The organism is Marinobacter sp., assembly GCF_035268745.1.
GTDB lineage: Bacteria > Pseudomonadota > Gammaproteobacteria > Pseudomonadales > Oleiphilaceae > Marinobacter.
The window spans coordinates 1-13,808 of sequence record NZ_DATFKH010000067.1 but is presented as its reverse complement, the minus strand read 5'-3'; the positions used below and the strand labels follow the sequence as shown (position 1 = coordinate 13,808).

The following is a 13,808-nucleotide window of genomic DNA, read 5'->3' as shown; positions in this document are numbered from 1 at the left end:
GTTTTTGATTCCGCAAATTCTGTTTTTCCGTAAACGCTGATCAACCATCGTTGTGATGTTTGGCGGCAGATTAATTAATTGATTTCAGGAAGTTTAAGATATGTCTACTACTACCGGCACTGTTAAGTTCTTCAACGAAGCAAAAGGCTTTGGCTTTATCACTCGTGAAGGCGGCCCGGACGTATTCGTTCACTACAGCGCAATTCAGGGCAGTGGTTTCAAGACTCTGGCAGAAGGCCAGCAGGTCGAGTTCACTGTTACCCAGGGTCAGAAAGGCCCGCAGGCGGAAAACGTAACTGCTGTCTAACCGACGCAGATAACGTGAAAAAGGCAGCCACGGCTGCCTTTTTTGTGTCTGGATTAGGGTTCTGGCAGCCTGCCAGGCTCAGTTTCTGAAGACTTCTTCATAAAGCCGCATGGTACCTTCCCAGGAGCGGGTTGCTGCGTCTTCATCGTAGCCAACAGGCATATTGAATTCCTCAGCAAACCTGTCTGCACCCGGATTCGTGAAAGAGTGAAGAACGCCGGGAAAGGTAACCAGGGTCAGGTCAGCGCCAGCATCGTGCATTTCCTTTACCAGACCGGCAACCTGATCTGCGGGCACCATCTTGTCCGCGCCACCGGTGTAGGCGTGAATACGGGGCTGAACCTGTCCTGCTTCCGCCTTGACAGGACTTCCCAGGGCACCGTGATAGCTCACGACCGCGTCCAGATCGACCCCCATCCGTGCCATGTTCAGCACCACCGCGCCACCAAAGCAATAACCCTGAGCGGCGATCCTGCTGCTGTCGACACTGTCGTGCTGCTGCAGCAATTCTTTGGCGGCCATAAACCGGGCCTTGACCTGGTCCATGTCCCTGGTGGCTTCTTTCATGAATTGCTGGGCATCCTCAGGGTGTTCTGCCAGCTTGCCCGAACCGTACATGTCCAGAGCGAATGCGGTATAGCCTTCCGCTGCAAGTTTCTCGGCCTGATTGCGGGCAAATTCATTATGGCCCCACCATTCATGAACCACCAGAACACCGGGACGCTTGCCTTTGGCTTCGTCATCGTAGGCCATGTAGCCGGTGAAAGACTCACCATTGACTTCATAGTTCAGAGTCTCTGTCTGTATTGCTGCGGTTGCCTGGGCACTTGCGAGGATAAGCGTTGCGGCAACTGAAAGCGGGACTGCTGTCAGAGCGTGTCTGGAAGTCTTCATTTTTGTCTGCTCCATCCGGTAAATGATCTTTGGTCTCGAGCCAGTATTCTATAATCTATCGTACTGGCAGAAATTTCGCTGACACAGTGTTTACCGGAATCAATTTAGTTATAGTTGTCGTATAACACCAGACTCTACTGGATTTTTATAAGGATTTCGCAATGCTCCTGAATCATGCCTTTGGACTGTTCAAGAACCCGGATAGCGAGTGGTCGGAGATTCGCAATGAAAAAGCTCCGCCGCGCAGGCTCTATGTCGCTTATGTGCTTGTGCTCGCTCTGATCGGCCCGATCTGTGCCTACATCTCGACGGCTCATATCGGCTGGACGATCAGTGGTGATCGCGTCATCACGTTTACGGCACTCAGCGCTCTTCAGCTCAGTGTTCTGAGTTACCTGGCTATTCTGGTGGGTGTATTTGCCCTGGGGTATGGCGTGAACTGGATGGCCCGAACCTATGGCGCCAAACAGGAAGAGGTCCCGTCGAGGGGCGTTGCGCTGGTGTCCTATTCCTGTACCCCACTGTTCTTCGCAGGCTTTGGTCTGTTGTATCCCAGCATCTGGTTCAACGTCCTTGTTCATATGGCCGCTGCAGGCTACGGCGCCTGGCTGATGTATAACGGACTGCCTGTGGTTATGGGTATCCGCAGGGCTCAGGCAGTAATGTATGCGGGTGCGCTGCTGACGGTAGCGCTGGTTATTCTGGTGTCGACACTGGCTGGTTCGGTTATTCTGTGGACCTACGGGTTCGGACCCGTTTATGCCGGTTAGGCACCACGCGCCTGCCGCAGCCCCTTCATAAATGCTGAACGGGCGGTCTGAAAAGGCCGCCCGTTTTTGCGGAGGTCGAGCCGTTTTCAGATAACAATAGCAAGGGAGAAAAGTCATGACAGAGGACAAACGCCGCCGGTATTCCGCACCCGTGGTGGACGGGCTCGGAAAATCCGCAAGCCGCGCCATGCTCCGTGCCGTAGGTTTTAATGACGAGGACTTCCGCAAGCCGCAAATCGGGATTGCTTCCACCTGGAGCAATCTGACCCCCTGCAACATGCATATCGACAGGCTGGCGCAGGAATCCGCTGCCGGGGCTGATGACGCTGGCGGGAAAAGCCTGACCTTTAACACCATTACGGTATCTGATGGCATTGCCAATGGCACAGAAGGCATGAAATATTCGCTGGTGTCGCGGGAAGTTATTGCCGATTCCATCGAGACTGTTGCCGGTTGTGAAGGCTTTGACGGGCTGGTCGCCATCGGCGGCTGCGACAAGAACATGCCCGGCTGCATGATGGGGCTGGCACGGCTGAACCGGCCTTCGGTATTCGTTTATGGCGGCACTATCATGCCGGGTGAGAACCATACCGACATCATTTCGGTTTTCGAGGCGGTGGGGGCTCACGCCAGGGGAGACCTGGACCTGATCGAGGTCAAGCAGATCGAAGAAACGGCTATTCCTGGCCCCGGTTCCTGTGGGGGCATGTACACCGCCAACACCATGGCCTCCGCTATTGAAGCCATGGGCATGAGCCTGCCCGGAAGTTCGGCCCAGAATGCCATATCAGATAGCAAGGCGGCCGATTGCCGGGCGGCGGGCGCCGCAGTGCTCGATCTGCTGGAAACGGACATCAAGCCGTCTGATGTGATGACCCGGGAAGCATTCGAGAATGCCATCACCGTGGTCATCGCCCTCGGTGGCTCCACCAACGCCGTGCTGCACCTGATTGCCATGGCCAACACCATTGGTGTGGAACTGAACCTTGATGATTTTGTGACCATTGGCAAGCGGGTGCCCGTGCTGGCAGACCTTCGCCCGAGTGGGCATTACATGATGTCGGAACTGGTAGCCATCGGAGGCATTCAGCCGCTCATGAAAATGCTGCTCGACCGTGGTCTGCTCCACGGCAACTGCCTGACCGTTACCGGCAAAACCCTGGTCGAAAATCTGGCGGACGTCGAGCCTTATCCCCAAGGCCAGGACATCATTCGGGCTTTTGACAATCCGATCAAATCCGACAGTCACCTGCGCATTCTTTATGGCAACCTGGCCCCCACGGGTGCAGTGGCCAAAATTACCGGCAAGGAAGGGACCCATTTCAGCGGTCGTGCGCGGGTATTCCATTCGGAGGAAGAAGCCCAGGAGCGGATCATGGACGGCACGGTTGTCGCAGGAGACGTTCTGGTTATTCGCTTTGAGGGCCCCAAAGGCGGTCCCGGCATGCGGGAAATGCTGACGCCGACGTCGGCGATCATGGGCAAGGGGCTGGGTAACGATGTCGCACTGATTACCGACGGTCGTTTTTCCGGCGGCAGCCACGGTTTTGTAGTCGGCCATATTACCCCGGAAGCGGCGGACGGTGGGCCACTGGCACTGGTTGAAAACGGCGACACGGTGACCATCGATGCCGTCGCCAACCGTATCGAGCTCGACGTGTCCGAGGAGGAACTGGAGCGTCGCCGCAAGGCCTGGGTAGCTCCTCCGCCCCGGTATACGCGGGGAGTTCTGGCGAAATACGCCCGTACCGTCAGTTCGGCGTCGGAAGGGGCTGTGACTGACAAGCCCTGATTTGCCGGCATAGCGGTAACCGGCCGGGCGTCACGCGCATGGGCGTGTGACGCAACTGGCTGCTATAGTAAAGCTCTGAATCAGGGCCCCGGCCCTTGTATGAATGTGATTTCAAGGTTGGCAAATGCTCCGCTTCGCACTGCTTATTCTGGTACTTTTCTGCTCGACGATTGCTGCGCAGGCTCACGAAAACGCCTCTGACGGATTGCAACTTGCCTCGGTGAACGCAGCGGTGGCCTATGCCGACGGCGAGGAGCTGGTGTTTGCAAAGAATTCAGAGCGTCAGGTACCGATTGCTTCCATAACCAAGCTGATGACAGCTCTGGTGGTGATGGAATCCGGCCAGTCCCTCAATGAGTGGCTGGAATTTCAGACCCGGCATATTCCTGCACCGGCAAATGCCTATACCCGTATCCGCGTTGGCTCGGAGCTGAAGCGTGGCGACGTGCTTCGTATCGCGCTCATGTCCTCTGAAAACTTTGCGGCCTACACCCTGGCCCGCCATTTTACCGGTGGCTACGACGCCTTTGTTGCCGCAATGAATGCAAAGGCACAGGAGCTGGGTATGGAAAATACCATCTTTGTAGATCCGACCGGATTGTCGACCGGGAACAAGTCTTCGGCAGCGGACCTGGTCCGGTTGGTGATTGCGGCCAATCAACATCCGCAAATCAGTGAGTATTCAACCACCCGTTATTTTACGGCGCGGTTCCGGCAGCCCCGGTACCGACTCGCCTTTGGCAATACCAACGCGCTGGTTCACCGCGAAAGCTGGGGTGTGGACATCAGCAAAACCGGCTACCTGTCCGAGGCAGGGCGGTGCCTGGTGATGTTGCAGGAATTTGAGGGCCGGCAGCTGGTGACTGTGCTGCTGGATTCATTAGGCACCCGCTCACCGATGGGAGACGCCGGTCGCATAAGGCGCTGGCTGAGAACCGGAGAAAGCGGCGGCGTGGCAGCGCGGGCAAGAGACTACGCCCGCCAGAAAAATGCGGCCTACTCAACACCATGATCGCAATCCTGACCACCGGCGGCACCATAGACAAAGTCTACTTTGACGCCAACAGTGATTTTGAAATCGGCGACTCGTTGCTTCCGGAACTGTTATCTGAAGCCAATATTCACCAAGGCTACAGTCTGCGGGAACTGATGCGTAAAGACAGTCTGGAACTGTCTGACGAGGATCGGGACCGGATTGCCGAGGCGGTCGGCGAGACCGGCTCTGAGCGTATTCTTATTACCCACGGCACCGACACCATGACCCGGACTGCCGAGGCGTTAAAGGGTGTGACCGGAAAAACCATTGTGTTGTTCGGGGCCATGCAGCCAGCGCGGATGCGCAGAAGCGATGCGGTGTTCAATCTGGGTTTTGCATGGGCGGCAGTCAGCCTGTTGCCCGAGGGCATTTACATTGCGATGAACGGGGAGGTCTTCGAGGCCGGGACCGTGCGCAAGAATCTGCAGGCAAAGCGTTTCGAGCGGACCTGATCAGCGTTACCCGGCAGGTTAACGAATCAGCCGGACGGGACCCTGACGCTGATGATTTCCGCGGCCGTGAGTTCACGAAATTCCCCCGGCGCCAGTGAATCGTCCAGGGCAATGGCACCAATCCGCAACCGGTGCAGGGCGGTAACGTGATTCCCGACTGCTGCCAGCATGCGTTTGATCTGGTGGTAGCGCCCCTCCCGGATCGTCAGCTCGATGGTTTGCGGGTTAATCAGGCTGACTATTGCGGGCCGGGTAAGGGCGTCTTCACCTTTCAGTTTCACCCCTGTTTCAAGATGAGCTATCGCGTCCCCGCTGATCGGCTCACTCAGCGCTACCCGGTAAGTCTTCTCGCAGCCAGTCCGCGGAGATGTAATCCGGTGGGACCAGTGCCCGTCAGTGGTCAGTAGCAGCAGGCCGGTGGTATCCCGGTCCAGCCGCCCTGCGATGTGCAGGCCGTTCCGGAGGTCGGCGGGAATCAGGTCCAGCGCTGTTGGCTGCTGGCTGTCAGTGGTGGCACTGAGCGTGCCCTGCGGCTTGAACAGCATCAGGTAGCGTTCCCCGGGCAGACTCAGCCTGTTGCCCTCCAGCCTGATGTCGTCCTCCGCCCCGACCTGGACAGATGCCTGACGACACTGGCTGCCGTTACGTTCCACCTGGCCTTTGCCAATGGCTCTTTTGGCGTCTTTGCGGGACAGACCCGACGCCGTTGCTACCAGGTAATCCAGTCTCATGGTCACGAGCAGGTTTCGTGCGGGGCCGGAATGGTCAGGCTGGCCAGACAGAGCACCGTCGCCTGGCCGGTCATGCGTTGCCAGAGCGCCAGAAACGGTTCTCTGCGCAGGCCCGGGCGGGCCAGTTTGCGACTGGGTGCCGGAGTCAGATTTCCATTCTCATAGTGTCCCAGAGTGAAAATGAAAGGATGGACGCCGGGCAGGCCCAGACGGATATCGGTCGCGGTAAGTGTCTGTTCCTTCAGCCCGTAGGCTACGAACCCATCGGTGAACCAATCCAGTCTCCGGCCTTCAACGCTCGATTTTGCGGCGGCCTCAAGGTCTGGCCGGCGGGGAAAATACTGCAGCAGCAGCGGCGCGTCACCATCAAGAAATCCGGTGACGATCTCAACCCGTTGAACGTCGCTGTTGACCGTTACCCGCCATAGCAGGGTGCTGAACGGCATGGGCTGGACCAGTCTTGGGGCGTCTTGCAGGCCCGCTTCGGCCAGCGCCGGGTCGACCCGGCTGGAAATGATCTGCTGCGCCGCCAGCGTCCAGCCCAGGTAAAGCGTCGACACCGCCAGCCCGAGGGTCACCGCCCGGATCGCGGTTCCGCGCACCAGAAAGACCATGATGCCAGCGAACAATGGTAGCGTGTAGAGCGGGTCAATGATAAAAATGCTGCTGATGGCAACGGGGTATGCAAACGGCCAGAGAATCTGTGTGCCATAGGCGGTGAACGCATCAAGCATTGGGTGTGTCAGCAGAATCAGCGACGTCAGCAGCAACCAGCGCCGGTACCCCGGGGCAGGGCGCCAGCGTTGCAGGATCCAGGCCAGCAGCACCGACAGGGGCAACAACACAAGTACAGAGTGGCTGAATCCACGGTGCTGGGAAAAATTGGCGATGGCCGTGCCGTAGTCGATTACGACGTCGAGGTCGGGAAGCGTTCCCAGCGCGGCTCCGACAAGCAGCGATGAACGGCCCAGATGCCTGCCGGCGACCGCGCCGGCGAGCGATGCTCCCAGCGCTGCCTGAGTAATGGAGTCCATAAATGCTGGCTGACCTCAATAACGGGTAATGACAGGTATAGGCCCCCGATCCGGATCCGGATCAGCTCTCGATGCCTGCCATCTTCAGAACCTGAGCGCCGGGATAGCCGTCGGCCACCAGATTATTGGTTTGCTGGAACTGGCGAATCGCCGAACGTGTGCCCGAACCCAGAATGCCGTCGATTGGCCCAGGGTCAAAGCCCTGATTCTCCAGCGCTTGCTGAAGCTCCAGAATCTGCTGCCTCGACAAAGCCGGCAGGTCCCGGGGAGGCGGGACCTGAAGTCCGCCTGCACCCGCGATCCGGTCAGCCAGATGGCCCACGGCGATGGCGTAAAACTCGGAACGGTTCCAGCCCATGATGACGCCGAAGTTCTGGTAGACCAGAAAGGCCGGGCCCCGGTGCCCGGCTGGCACTATCAGCGCGGCGCTGATATCGGCCCGGGCCAGGGGATTTCCGAAGGCATCCGTAATGCCGTGCTGGCGCCACTGCGCCAGTGGCAGCTTGCGGCCATCGGCGAGGCTGTAGTCAAAATCCCCCGGCAACAGCACTTCCCGGCCCCAGCGATACTCGCCGTCCCAGCCCATGGACTCGAGAAAACGTCCGGCAGACATCATCGCATCCGGCAGGCTGTTCCAGAGATCCCGGCGGCCATCGTCATCCGCATCGACCGCGTGTTTGAGGAAGACCGTCGGCATGAACTGAACATGGCCCATGGCACCGGCCCAGGAGCCTTCCATCTGCTCTGCGGGAATGGCGCCCTCGTCTATAATCTGCAGTGCCGCTACCCATTGTCTGGTGAAAAATTCACTGCGGCGCCGGTCGCAGGCAAGTGTGGCCAGGGAGTCGGGCACCGACATCTTGCCGAAGTAAGCGCCAAAGTTGGTTTCCAGCCCCCAGAATGACACCAGATACGGTGCCGGTACGCCCGTCTCCCGGGTAACCCGTTGCAGCAGCTGCCGGTGGGTCTGCAGCAGTTCCCGACCTTTCTGGATGCGGTCCTGGTTGACCCGGCGGTTCAGATAGTCATCGAAGGTGGTGGTGAATTCCGGCTGGCGACGGTCAAGCTCGAGCACCCGGTCAACTTTTTTTACCCCTGCGACGACCCGGGATGCCGTCTGTTCGGAAACGCCCGCCTGAACAGCGGTCTGGCCGAGTTGCTCCAGACACCGGGCGAATTCCTCCGGTGACTGTTTACTGTCTGCCTGCTGTGCCTGAGCCGACATCGCCGGGACACCTGCCAGCAGGAAAACCTGAGCAATCATGAAGACCCGTATTGATTTTGTGGAACGATTTCTTGGCGCTTGAAAGAGCACGCGGAACCTCTGTCTGGAGTGGTTTTACAGAGCTCCATGTTAGCCTGTTTTAGTGGTGGTGAAACACCGGAAATCAGGGTTTATGCAGCACTTCGAGAAGGTTATGCCGGTTCGGGCGGGCTTTCGGTCACGCGCTCTTGCGGGAAGTGACAGATAAATTCGCTGCCCTGGCCAATATGGCTGAGAATTTCCAGCCTGCCGTCGTGGTTGATCAGTACGTGTTTGACGATGGCCAAACCAAGACCGGTGCCCCCGGTTTCCTGATGGCGGCTGGGATCGGCCCGGTAGAAGCGCTCGGTAAGACGGGGGATATGGACCGGATCAATGCCGATGCCGGTGTCTCGCACTGACAGCTGAGCGCCTTCACGATCGGTTTTCCAGGTGACGGTAATGGTGCCCCCTGCCGGGGTGTATTTGACCGCATTGAACACAAGGTTGGAGAAGGCGCTTCTGAGCTGGCTCTCATCGCCCTTGACCCAGTGCCGGTCGCTGACACTGACCTGGACATCATGGCCCTGATCCCCGCTGAGGGCCTTCGCATCGTGACAGATCTGGCGGATCATGCTGTTAACATCGGTGACCGAGTCATTGAGCGTCTGCTGACCGGTCTCGATTTTGGACAGCAGAATCAGATCGGTGATCAGTGCCTCCATACGGGACGACTGCTGGGCCATGGTGTTGATGGCCCGGCGCCATTTCGGTGGCAGGTCCCCGGCGTGATCCATCAGGGTTTCCAGGTAGCCGCTGATTACGGTCAGCGGCGTCCGCATCTCGTGGGATACGTTGCCCACGAAATCCCGCCGCATCTGTTCAAGTTGGTACAGCCGCGTCACGTCCTTGGCGACAATCAGCCGGTCGTTGTTGCCGAACAGGCTGAACTGCATCTGCAGGCGGATGTGGGGTTTGGCGGGGGAACTCAATTCCAGCGGTTCACGGTATTCGCAGGTATCAAAATAGGCCTTGAAAGCAGGGTTGCGGATCAGGTTGTGGATATACTGGCCCTGGTCGGTGCTCTGGCGGAATCCCAACAGATGCTCCGCCGAGTTATTCCACCATTCCATGGCGCCGCTGGAATCGGTCATCACCACGCCGTCATGCATGGCATTGGTTGACTCCTGTACCTGGTCGATCCGGGCCATCAGCCGGTCTCTTTCCTTCAGGTGGTTCTGATGAAGTTTGTGCAGGCCATCGAACAGATCACCCCAGAGGCCAATACTCTGGGGCGCTTCCTCACTGACGCTGGGATTGCTTAACCATAAATACATGCGCTTGGCATGGGACAGGGTCCAGAAGAGGTAAATCAGCAGGCCGGCGGCCAGACCGTAGACCGGGTAGCCGAAAACCAGCCCGGCCAGAGTACAGGCGACAAGAAAAGCAATAATCCACCGCAGGTACTTTGACCAGTTGTGTTGCATGCACAGGGTTCCCGGGTCGGTTCTGGCAGTCCTTACCGTGTCTCTTGCCGTGTGCGGCTAGGCTGCTCTGGTTGAAAACCGGTAACCGGTGCCGCGCACGGTCTGTATCAGGTGATCGTATTCTGCGCCGAGGGCTTTGCGCAGACGCCGGATGTGGACATCAACGGTGCGCTCTTCGACGTACACGTTACCGCCCCATACCTGATCCAGCAACTGGGAGCGAGTATAGACCCGTTCCTGATGGGTCATAAAGAACTGCAGCAGTCGATATTCGGTGGGGCCGATATTGAGCACGCCATGTGAGGTAGTGACACGATGGCCAACAGGATCGAGGGTGAGTCCGTCGACTTCCACCGGGGATTCAACGCCCGGGGGCGTGGCCCGACGCAATACCGCTTTCAGGCGCGCAACCAGTTCCCGTGGTGAAAACGGTTTGGTGATGTAATCGTCGGCACCCACTTCCAGGCCCTGGATCTTGTTGTCTTCCTCGACCTTGGCGGTCAGCATGATGATGGGTATGTCGCAGGTGACCTCATCTTTTTTCAGGCGCCGTGCCAGCTCCACGCCGCTGGTGCCGGGCAGCATCCAGTCCAGCAGAATCAGATCCGGCTGCCTGTCGATAATAAGGGAGTGGGCTTCGCGGGCGTCCGCGGCCTCAATATAGTCGTAATCCGCCATTTCCAGAGCAACGGCGATTACCTCCCTGATGGAGGACTCGTCATCAACGATGAGGACAGTTTTTCCAGTCATGAGCGTTAAACCTGTGTCAGACCTTAGCAAGTGCCATCCATTACAACCGGCGAATGTTACAAGTATATGACAGGGCACTAGGCCATCGACAGGTCGGTCACAAGTCCCAGAAAAACCGCAAAGCCGGCCCAGTTGTTATTGAGGAACGCCCTGAAGCAGCCGTCCCGGTGGCGGAAACGGGCCAGATGTTGCTGATAGATGAACAGACAGGCCATGGCAAGGACGCCAAGATAGAAGGCCGCGCCCAGTTCCGCCTGGCGCCCTACCAGAACCAGGATCAGAACCACCAGTGCCTGCAGCACGGCAATCATCGCCCGGTCGGCGTCACCAAACAGAATAGCGGTGGATTTAACGCCGATCTTCAGGTCGTCGTCCCGGTCGACCATGGCATAAAAAGTGTCGTAGGCCACGGTCCACAGCACGTTTGCAGTAAACAGCAGCCAGACCAGGCGGGTAACCTCGCCGGCCTCTGCCGCCCAGGCCATGGGAATCGCCCAGGAGAACGCAGCGCCCAGAAACAGTTGGGGCAGGTGGGTATGGCGCTTCATGAATGGGTAGATAAAGGCCAGAACAACACCGCCAAAAGACAGGTAGAGCGTCAGCGTGTTGGTGAACAGGACAACCATCAGAAATGCCAGAACGCAGATGCCCGCGAACAAGGCAACTGCTTCCCAGGGCGCAATGCGGCCCGAGGTGAGGGGGCGGTCTTTCGTGCGTTTTACGTGGCGGTCTACCTTGCGGTCGGCGAAATCATTGATCGCGCAGCCGGCGGCCCGCATAAGGAACACGCCCAGGGTGAAGACGATAAGGTTGCCGGTCTGCGGCATGCCCTCGGCGGCCAGCCATAGCGCCCAATAGGTGGGCCATAACAGCAGCAGACTGCCAATGGGCCGGTCGAGTCTCAGCAGCAATGCATAATCCAGAAGCCGTGCCCGGAGCTGCCGGGGCGGGTTATTCCTCGTCATAAAATTTTCCGTGGGGCAGAAAGTATTCACCGACCAGCAGTGATCTGTCGCCGCTGAAAAACTGCGAACGACGGGCCGCACGTGGCTGGTCTGGGGTTTCACGCTGGCACAGGCCGGTTTCGAAAATGCCTCTGTGCCAATGACTGTTGCTGAACAGATAGGCGCCGAGGGGTTGCCTGCCCAGATGCCTTAGCCGGCGGCCCCTGCCTGCCAGCGTCGCCATGGGAATGACCGTGCGCGCCAGCACCCAGGGCGTGTCGTCGCCGAGCAGGCAGACTTCGCGAATCCAGGCACGGCGCCGGGGTGGCAGGCCCAGTGTCCTGGATTCCTCCTGGCTCGGGCGGGCGAAGCCTTCGCTCAGAATTCTTACCCGGAAACTGTGCTGGCACCGCAATTGCAGCGCCCGGGTCAGTGAGCCCTGCAGCCTGAGCCAATGGCTCAGTTCGCCATGGATGGCGGGGTCGTGCAGGCCCGCCGCCGCGAAGGACTGATACCAGTGAGTTTCAGGTATGCGGATCCCTGTGATGGAGTCAGAGTCCCTTGACGGCATAAATTCCCGGAGCGTTGCGCCAGTAACCTTTGTAATCCATACCGAAGCCAAACAGGAAGCGGTCTTCAACAGTCAGCCCGGTAAAATCCGCTTTCAGACCCGGTCTGGCCTTGCGGTCATGCTGTTTGTCGACCAGCACTGCAGTCAGTACTTCCACTGCTCCGTGAGCCTGGCAGTAATCCGCAATGGCGCACAGGGTCGTACCTTCATCGAGAATGTCGTCGACAATAATGATGGTCCGGCCACTCATGTCAACCTCGGGGCGAAGCTTCCATTCCAGAATGCCGCCAGTGGTTTCTTGCCGATAACGGGTCGCGTGCAGATACTCAGCCTGAACCGGAAACTTGAGCAGAGGCAGTAACTGGCCCGTCAGGATCAGGCCGCCGTTCATCACGCACAGCAGGAGCGGGTTGGTTTCCCGCAGGCGCAAGGTTATGGCGTCCGCCATGGTGCGAATGGCTGAGTAAACGTGGGCTTCGTCGACCAGGCAATCGGCTTCGGCCATTACCCGGTTGAGTTCGTCGACGGTGTCGGTCATTGCGGTCGGGTCCTGTCTGCAAACGATAAAGTATACCGGAGGAAGGCGGTTGAAGGGAGGGGCGGGCGCATCAAGTGGCAGTGGATTATTGGTCTGGATCCCGGCGATGAGTATGATGTGCAGTCATTAAGTTAAACAGTTCGGAGAAAGTTATGAAGAAGTGGCAGTGCGTAGTATGCGGGTTTATTTACGACGAGGCCGAAGGCTGGCCAGAAGATGGCATCGAGCCGGGTACCGCCTGGGAAGATGTGCCCGAAGACTGGGAATGCCCGGACTGCGGCGTTGGCAAGGAAGACTTCGAAATGATCGAGATCAGCTAAGGATTATGCAATGAGCACACAAGCGGCCATCGTTATTGTGGGGACCGGGTTGTCCGGATACACCCTGGCCAGGGAATTCCGCAAGCAGGACAGGGAAACCCCCATCGTGATGGTGACCGCCGATGATGGCGCCAGCTACTCCAAGCCCATGCTTTCGACCGGCTTTACCAGGGACAAGGATGCTGACGGTCTGATTCAGTCCTCTCCGGAAAAAATGGAGGAACAGCTGAGCGTCACAGTGCGGACCTGCGTTACCGTGACCGGGCTGGATATTGACTCCCGGCAACTGGTTCTGGGTGATGAACGTCTGAGCTACAGCAGGCTGGTGCTTGCCTGGGGCGCCGACGTGGTCCGTTTGTCGATTCCGGGGGACGGCAGTAAGCGGGTTTTTTCCATCAATGACCTGATGGATTACCGGGCCTTCCGGGAGGCCCTTGAAGAGGGCGGAGAGCAATGCAAACACGTTGCCATCATGGGCGCCGGTCTGATCGGCTGTGAATTTGCCAACGATCTTCGCAATGGTGGCTATGAGGTAGACGTGATTGCGCCCGATGACAGGGTGATGCCCGGGCTGCTGCCGGAGGCTGCCGCGGAGGCGGTGCTCAAAGGTCTTGAAGGAATTGGTGCCCGGTTCCACCTTGGCACCGTGGTCGACCACATTGCATCGGCGGGCAGCGGGGTAAAGCTGACCCTGGCCAATGATGAAGAAGTTGCGGCAGATCTGGTGCTTTCGGCGGTAGGGCTCAGGCCACGGAAAGAGTTGGCAGCCGGGGCTGGTCTGAAAACCAACCACGGCATTGTGGTGAACCGGGCACTGGAAACCTCGGCACCGGATGTCTACGCTCTGGGCGATTGCGCCGAGGTTGACGGCATGGTGCTGCCTTATGTGATGCCCCTGATGGCCTGTGCCCGTGCCCTGGCCAGAACTCTGGCTGGTGA

Annotated in this window: 16 protein-coding genes; 7 read left to right on the top strand and 9 right to left on the bottom strand. The window is 58.5% G+C overall.

What is annotated here, in order from left to right:
- The first annotated feature begins 100 nt into the window (after positions 1–100).
- Positions 101–307, top strand: a complete 207-nt coding sequence (locus VJ956_RS06250) for a cold-shock protein (protein ID WP_150911443.1) — start codon at positions 101–103, stop codon at positions 305–307.
- 78 nt (positions 308–385) lie between these two features.
- Here VJ956_RS06250 and VJ956_RS06245 read toward each other — a convergent pair whose 3' ends face one another.
- A complete protein-coding gene (locus tag VJ956_RS06245) occupies positions 386–1,201 on the bottom strand; it encodes a dienelactone hydrolase family protein (RefSeq protein WP_324082878.1) in 816 nt (271 codons plus the stop codon).
- A gap of 161 nt (positions 1,202–1,362) precedes the next feature.
- Between VJ956_RS06245 and VJ956_RS06240 the strand changes: the two genes are divergently transcribed.
- The 4 genes from VJ956_RS06240 to VJ956_RS06225 all read left to right on the top strand — a co-directional run bounded on the left by VJ956_RS06240 (position 1,363) and on the right by VJ956_RS06225 (position 5,251).
- Positions 1,363–1,971 carry a Yip1 family protein gene (locus tag VJ956_RS06240; protein WP_324082876.1) on the top strand — a complete coding sequence of 203 codons (609 nt, stop codon included), beginning with the start codon at positions 1,363–1,365 and terminating at the stop codon, positions 1,969–1,971.
- Positions 1,972–2,086: 115 nt separating this feature from the next.
- Positions 2,087–3,763 carry a dihydroxy-acid dehydratase gene (gene ilvD, locus VJ956_RS06235; protein WP_324082874.1) on the top strand — a complete coding sequence of 559 codons (1,677 nt, stop codon included), beginning with the start codon at positions 2,087–2,089 and terminating at the stop codon, positions 3,761–3,763.
- A gap of 124 nt (positions 3,764–3,887) precedes the next feature.
- The gene (gene pbpG / locus VJ956_RS06230) at positions 3,888–4,775 is read left to right on the top strand and encodes a D-alanyl-D-alanine endopeptidase (RefSeq protein ID WP_324082872.1); all 888 of its coding nucleotides are present in this window, start codon (positions 3,888–3,890) and stop codon (positions 4,773–4,775) included.
- On the top strand, positions 4,772–5,251 hold the full coding sequence (locus VJ956_RS06225; protein WP_324082870.1) for an asparaginase domain-containing protein: 480 nt from the start codon (positions 4,772–4,774) through the stop codon (positions 5,249–5,251). Before pbpG ends, VJ956_RS06225 begins: the two co-directional genes overlap by 4 nt.
- 26 nt (positions 5,252–5,277) lie before the next feature.
- On the opposite strand, the gene VJ956_RS06220 is transcribed toward VJ956_RS06225, so the two are convergent.
- The 8 genes from VJ956_RS06220 to VJ956_RS06185 all read right to left on the bottom strand — a co-directional run bounded on the left by VJ956_RS06220 (position 5,278) and on the right by VJ956_RS06185 (position 12,549).
- Positions 5,278–5,982, bottom strand: a complete 705-nt coding sequence (locus VJ956_RS06220) for a pseudouridine synthase (protein ID WP_324082883.1) — start codon at positions 5,980–5,982, stop codon at positions 5,278–5,280.
- A gap of 2 nt (positions 5,983–5,984) precedes the next feature.
- Positions 5,985–7,016, bottom strand: coding sequence for a metal-dependent hydrolase (locus tag VJ956_RS06215; protein ID WP_324082868.1), 1,032 nt, complete (start codon positions 7,014–7,016; stop codon positions 5,985–5,987).
- Positions 7,017–7,077: 61 nt separating this feature from the next.
- Complete coding sequence (locus VJ956_RS06210) at positions 7,078–8,280, bottom strand: lytic murein transglycosylase (RefSeq protein ID WP_414674390.1); 1,203 nt, start codon at positions 8,278–8,280, stop codon at positions 7,078–7,080.
- A gap of 152 nt (positions 8,281–8,432) precedes the next feature.
- Positions 8,433–9,746: a phosphate regulon sensor histidine kinase PhoR gene (phoR, locus tag VJ956_RS06205; protein ID WP_324082866.1), complete on the bottom strand. Its 1,314-nt coding sequence runs from the start codon at positions 9,744–9,746 to the stop codon at positions 8,433–8,435.
- A gap of 57 nt (positions 9,747–9,803) precedes the next feature.
- Entirely contained in the window at positions 9,804–10,496 is a 693-nt protein-coding gene (gene phoB, locus VJ956_RS06200; protein WP_324082865.1) for a phosphate regulon transcriptional regulator PhoB, read from the bottom strand.
- A gap of 77 nt (positions 10,497–10,573) precedes the next feature.
- Complete coding sequence (gene ubiA / locus VJ956_RS06195; protein WP_324082863.1) at positions 10,574–11,461, bottom strand: 4-hydroxybenzoate octaprenyltransferase; 888 nt, start codon at positions 11,459–11,461, stop codon at positions 10,574–10,576.
- The gene (locus tag VJ956_RS06190; RefSeq protein ID WP_324082861.1) at positions 11,448–12,011 is read right to left on the bottom strand and encodes a chorismate--pyruvate lyase family protein; all 564 of its coding nucleotides are present in this window, start codon (positions 12,009–12,011) and stop codon (positions 11,448–11,450) included. The genes ubiA and VJ956_RS06190 overlap by 14 nt, the downstream gene beginning before the upstream one ends.
- The gene (locus VJ956_RS06185; RefSeq protein WP_324082859.1) at positions 11,992–12,549 is read right to left on the bottom strand and encodes a hypoxanthine-guanine phosphoribosyltransferase; all 558 of its coding nucleotides are present in this window, start codon (positions 12,547–12,549) and stop codon (positions 11,992–11,994) included. The genes VJ956_RS06190 and VJ956_RS06185 overlap by 20 nt, the downstream gene beginning before the upstream one ends.
- Before the next feature lie 152 nt (positions 12,550–12,701).
- Between VJ956_RS06185 and VJ956_RS06180 the strand changes: the two genes are divergently transcribed.
- On the top strand, positions 12,702–12,869 hold the full coding sequence (locus VJ956_RS06180) for a rubredoxin (protein WP_324082856.1): 168 nt from the start codon (positions 12,702–12,704) through the stop codon (positions 12,867–12,869).
- Positions 12,870–12,879: 10 nt separating this feature from the next.
- Positions 12,880–13,808, top strand: a 929-nt coding sequence (locus VJ956_RS06175; protein WP_324082855.1) for an NAD(P)/FAD-dependent oxidoreductase, incomplete at its 3' end; no start/stop codon positions are given.

Bases quoted from the DNA above. Each gene is read 5' to 3' on its own strand.
- phoR (WP_324082866.1), bottom strand. From the start codon at position 9,746: ATGCAACACAACTGGTCAAAGTACCTGCGGTGGATTATTGCTTTTCTT.
- VJ956_RS06245 (WP_324082878.1), bottom strand. From the start codon at position 1,201: ATGAAGACTTCCAGACACGCTCTGACAGCAGTCCCGCTTTCAGTTGCC.
- VJ956_RS06250 (WP_150911443.1), top strand. From the start codon at position 101: ATGTCTACTACTACCGGCACTGTTAAGTTCTTCAACGAAGCAAAAGGC.
- VJ956_RS06240 (WP_324082876.1), top strand. From the start codon at position 1,363: ATGCTCCTGAATCATGCCTTTGGACTGTTCAAGAACCCGGATAGCGAG.
- ubiA (WP_324082863.1), bottom strand. From the start codon at position 11,461: ATGACGAGGAATAACCCGCCCCGGCAGCTCCGGGCACGGCTTCTGGAT.
- pbpG (WP_324082872.1), top strand. From the start codon at position 3,888: ATGCTCCGCTTCGCACTGCTTATTCTGGTACTTTTCTGCTCGACGATT.
- VJ956_RS06210 (WP_414674390.1), bottom strand. From the start codon at position 8,280: ATGATTGCTCAGGTTTTCCTGCTGGCAGGTGTCCCGGCGATGTCGGCT.
- VJ956_RS06185 (WP_324082859.1), bottom strand. From the start codon at position 12,549: ATGACCGACACCGTCGACGAACTCAACCGGGTAATGGCCGAAGCCGAT.
- VJ956_RS06225 (WP_324082870.1), top strand. From the start codon at position 4,772: ATGATCGCAATCCTGACCACCGGCGGCACCATAGACAAAGTCTACTTT.
- phoB (WP_324082865.1), bottom strand. From the start codon at position 10,496: ATGACTGGAAAAACTGTCCTCATCGTTGATGACGAGTCCTCCATCAGG.
- VJ956_RS06180 (WP_324082856.1), top strand. From the start codon at position 12,702: ATGAAGAAGTGGCAGTGCGTAGTATGCGGGTTTATTTACGACGAGGCC.
- ilvD (WP_324082874.1), top strand. From the start codon at position 2,087: ATGACAGAGGACAAACGCCGCCGGTATTCCGCACCCGTGGTGGACGGG.
- VJ956_RS06220 (WP_324082883.1), bottom strand. From the start codon at position 5,982: ATGAGACTGGATTACCTGGTAGCAACGGCGTCGGGTCTGTCCCGCAAA.
- VJ956_RS06215 (WP_324082868.1), bottom strand. From the start codon at position 7,016: ATGGACTCCATTACTCAGGCAGCGCTGGGAGCATCGCTCGCCGGCGCG.
- VJ956_RS06190 (WP_324082861.1), bottom strand. From the start codon at position 12,011: ATGCCGTCAAGGGACTCTGACTCCATCACAGGGATCCGCATACCTGAA.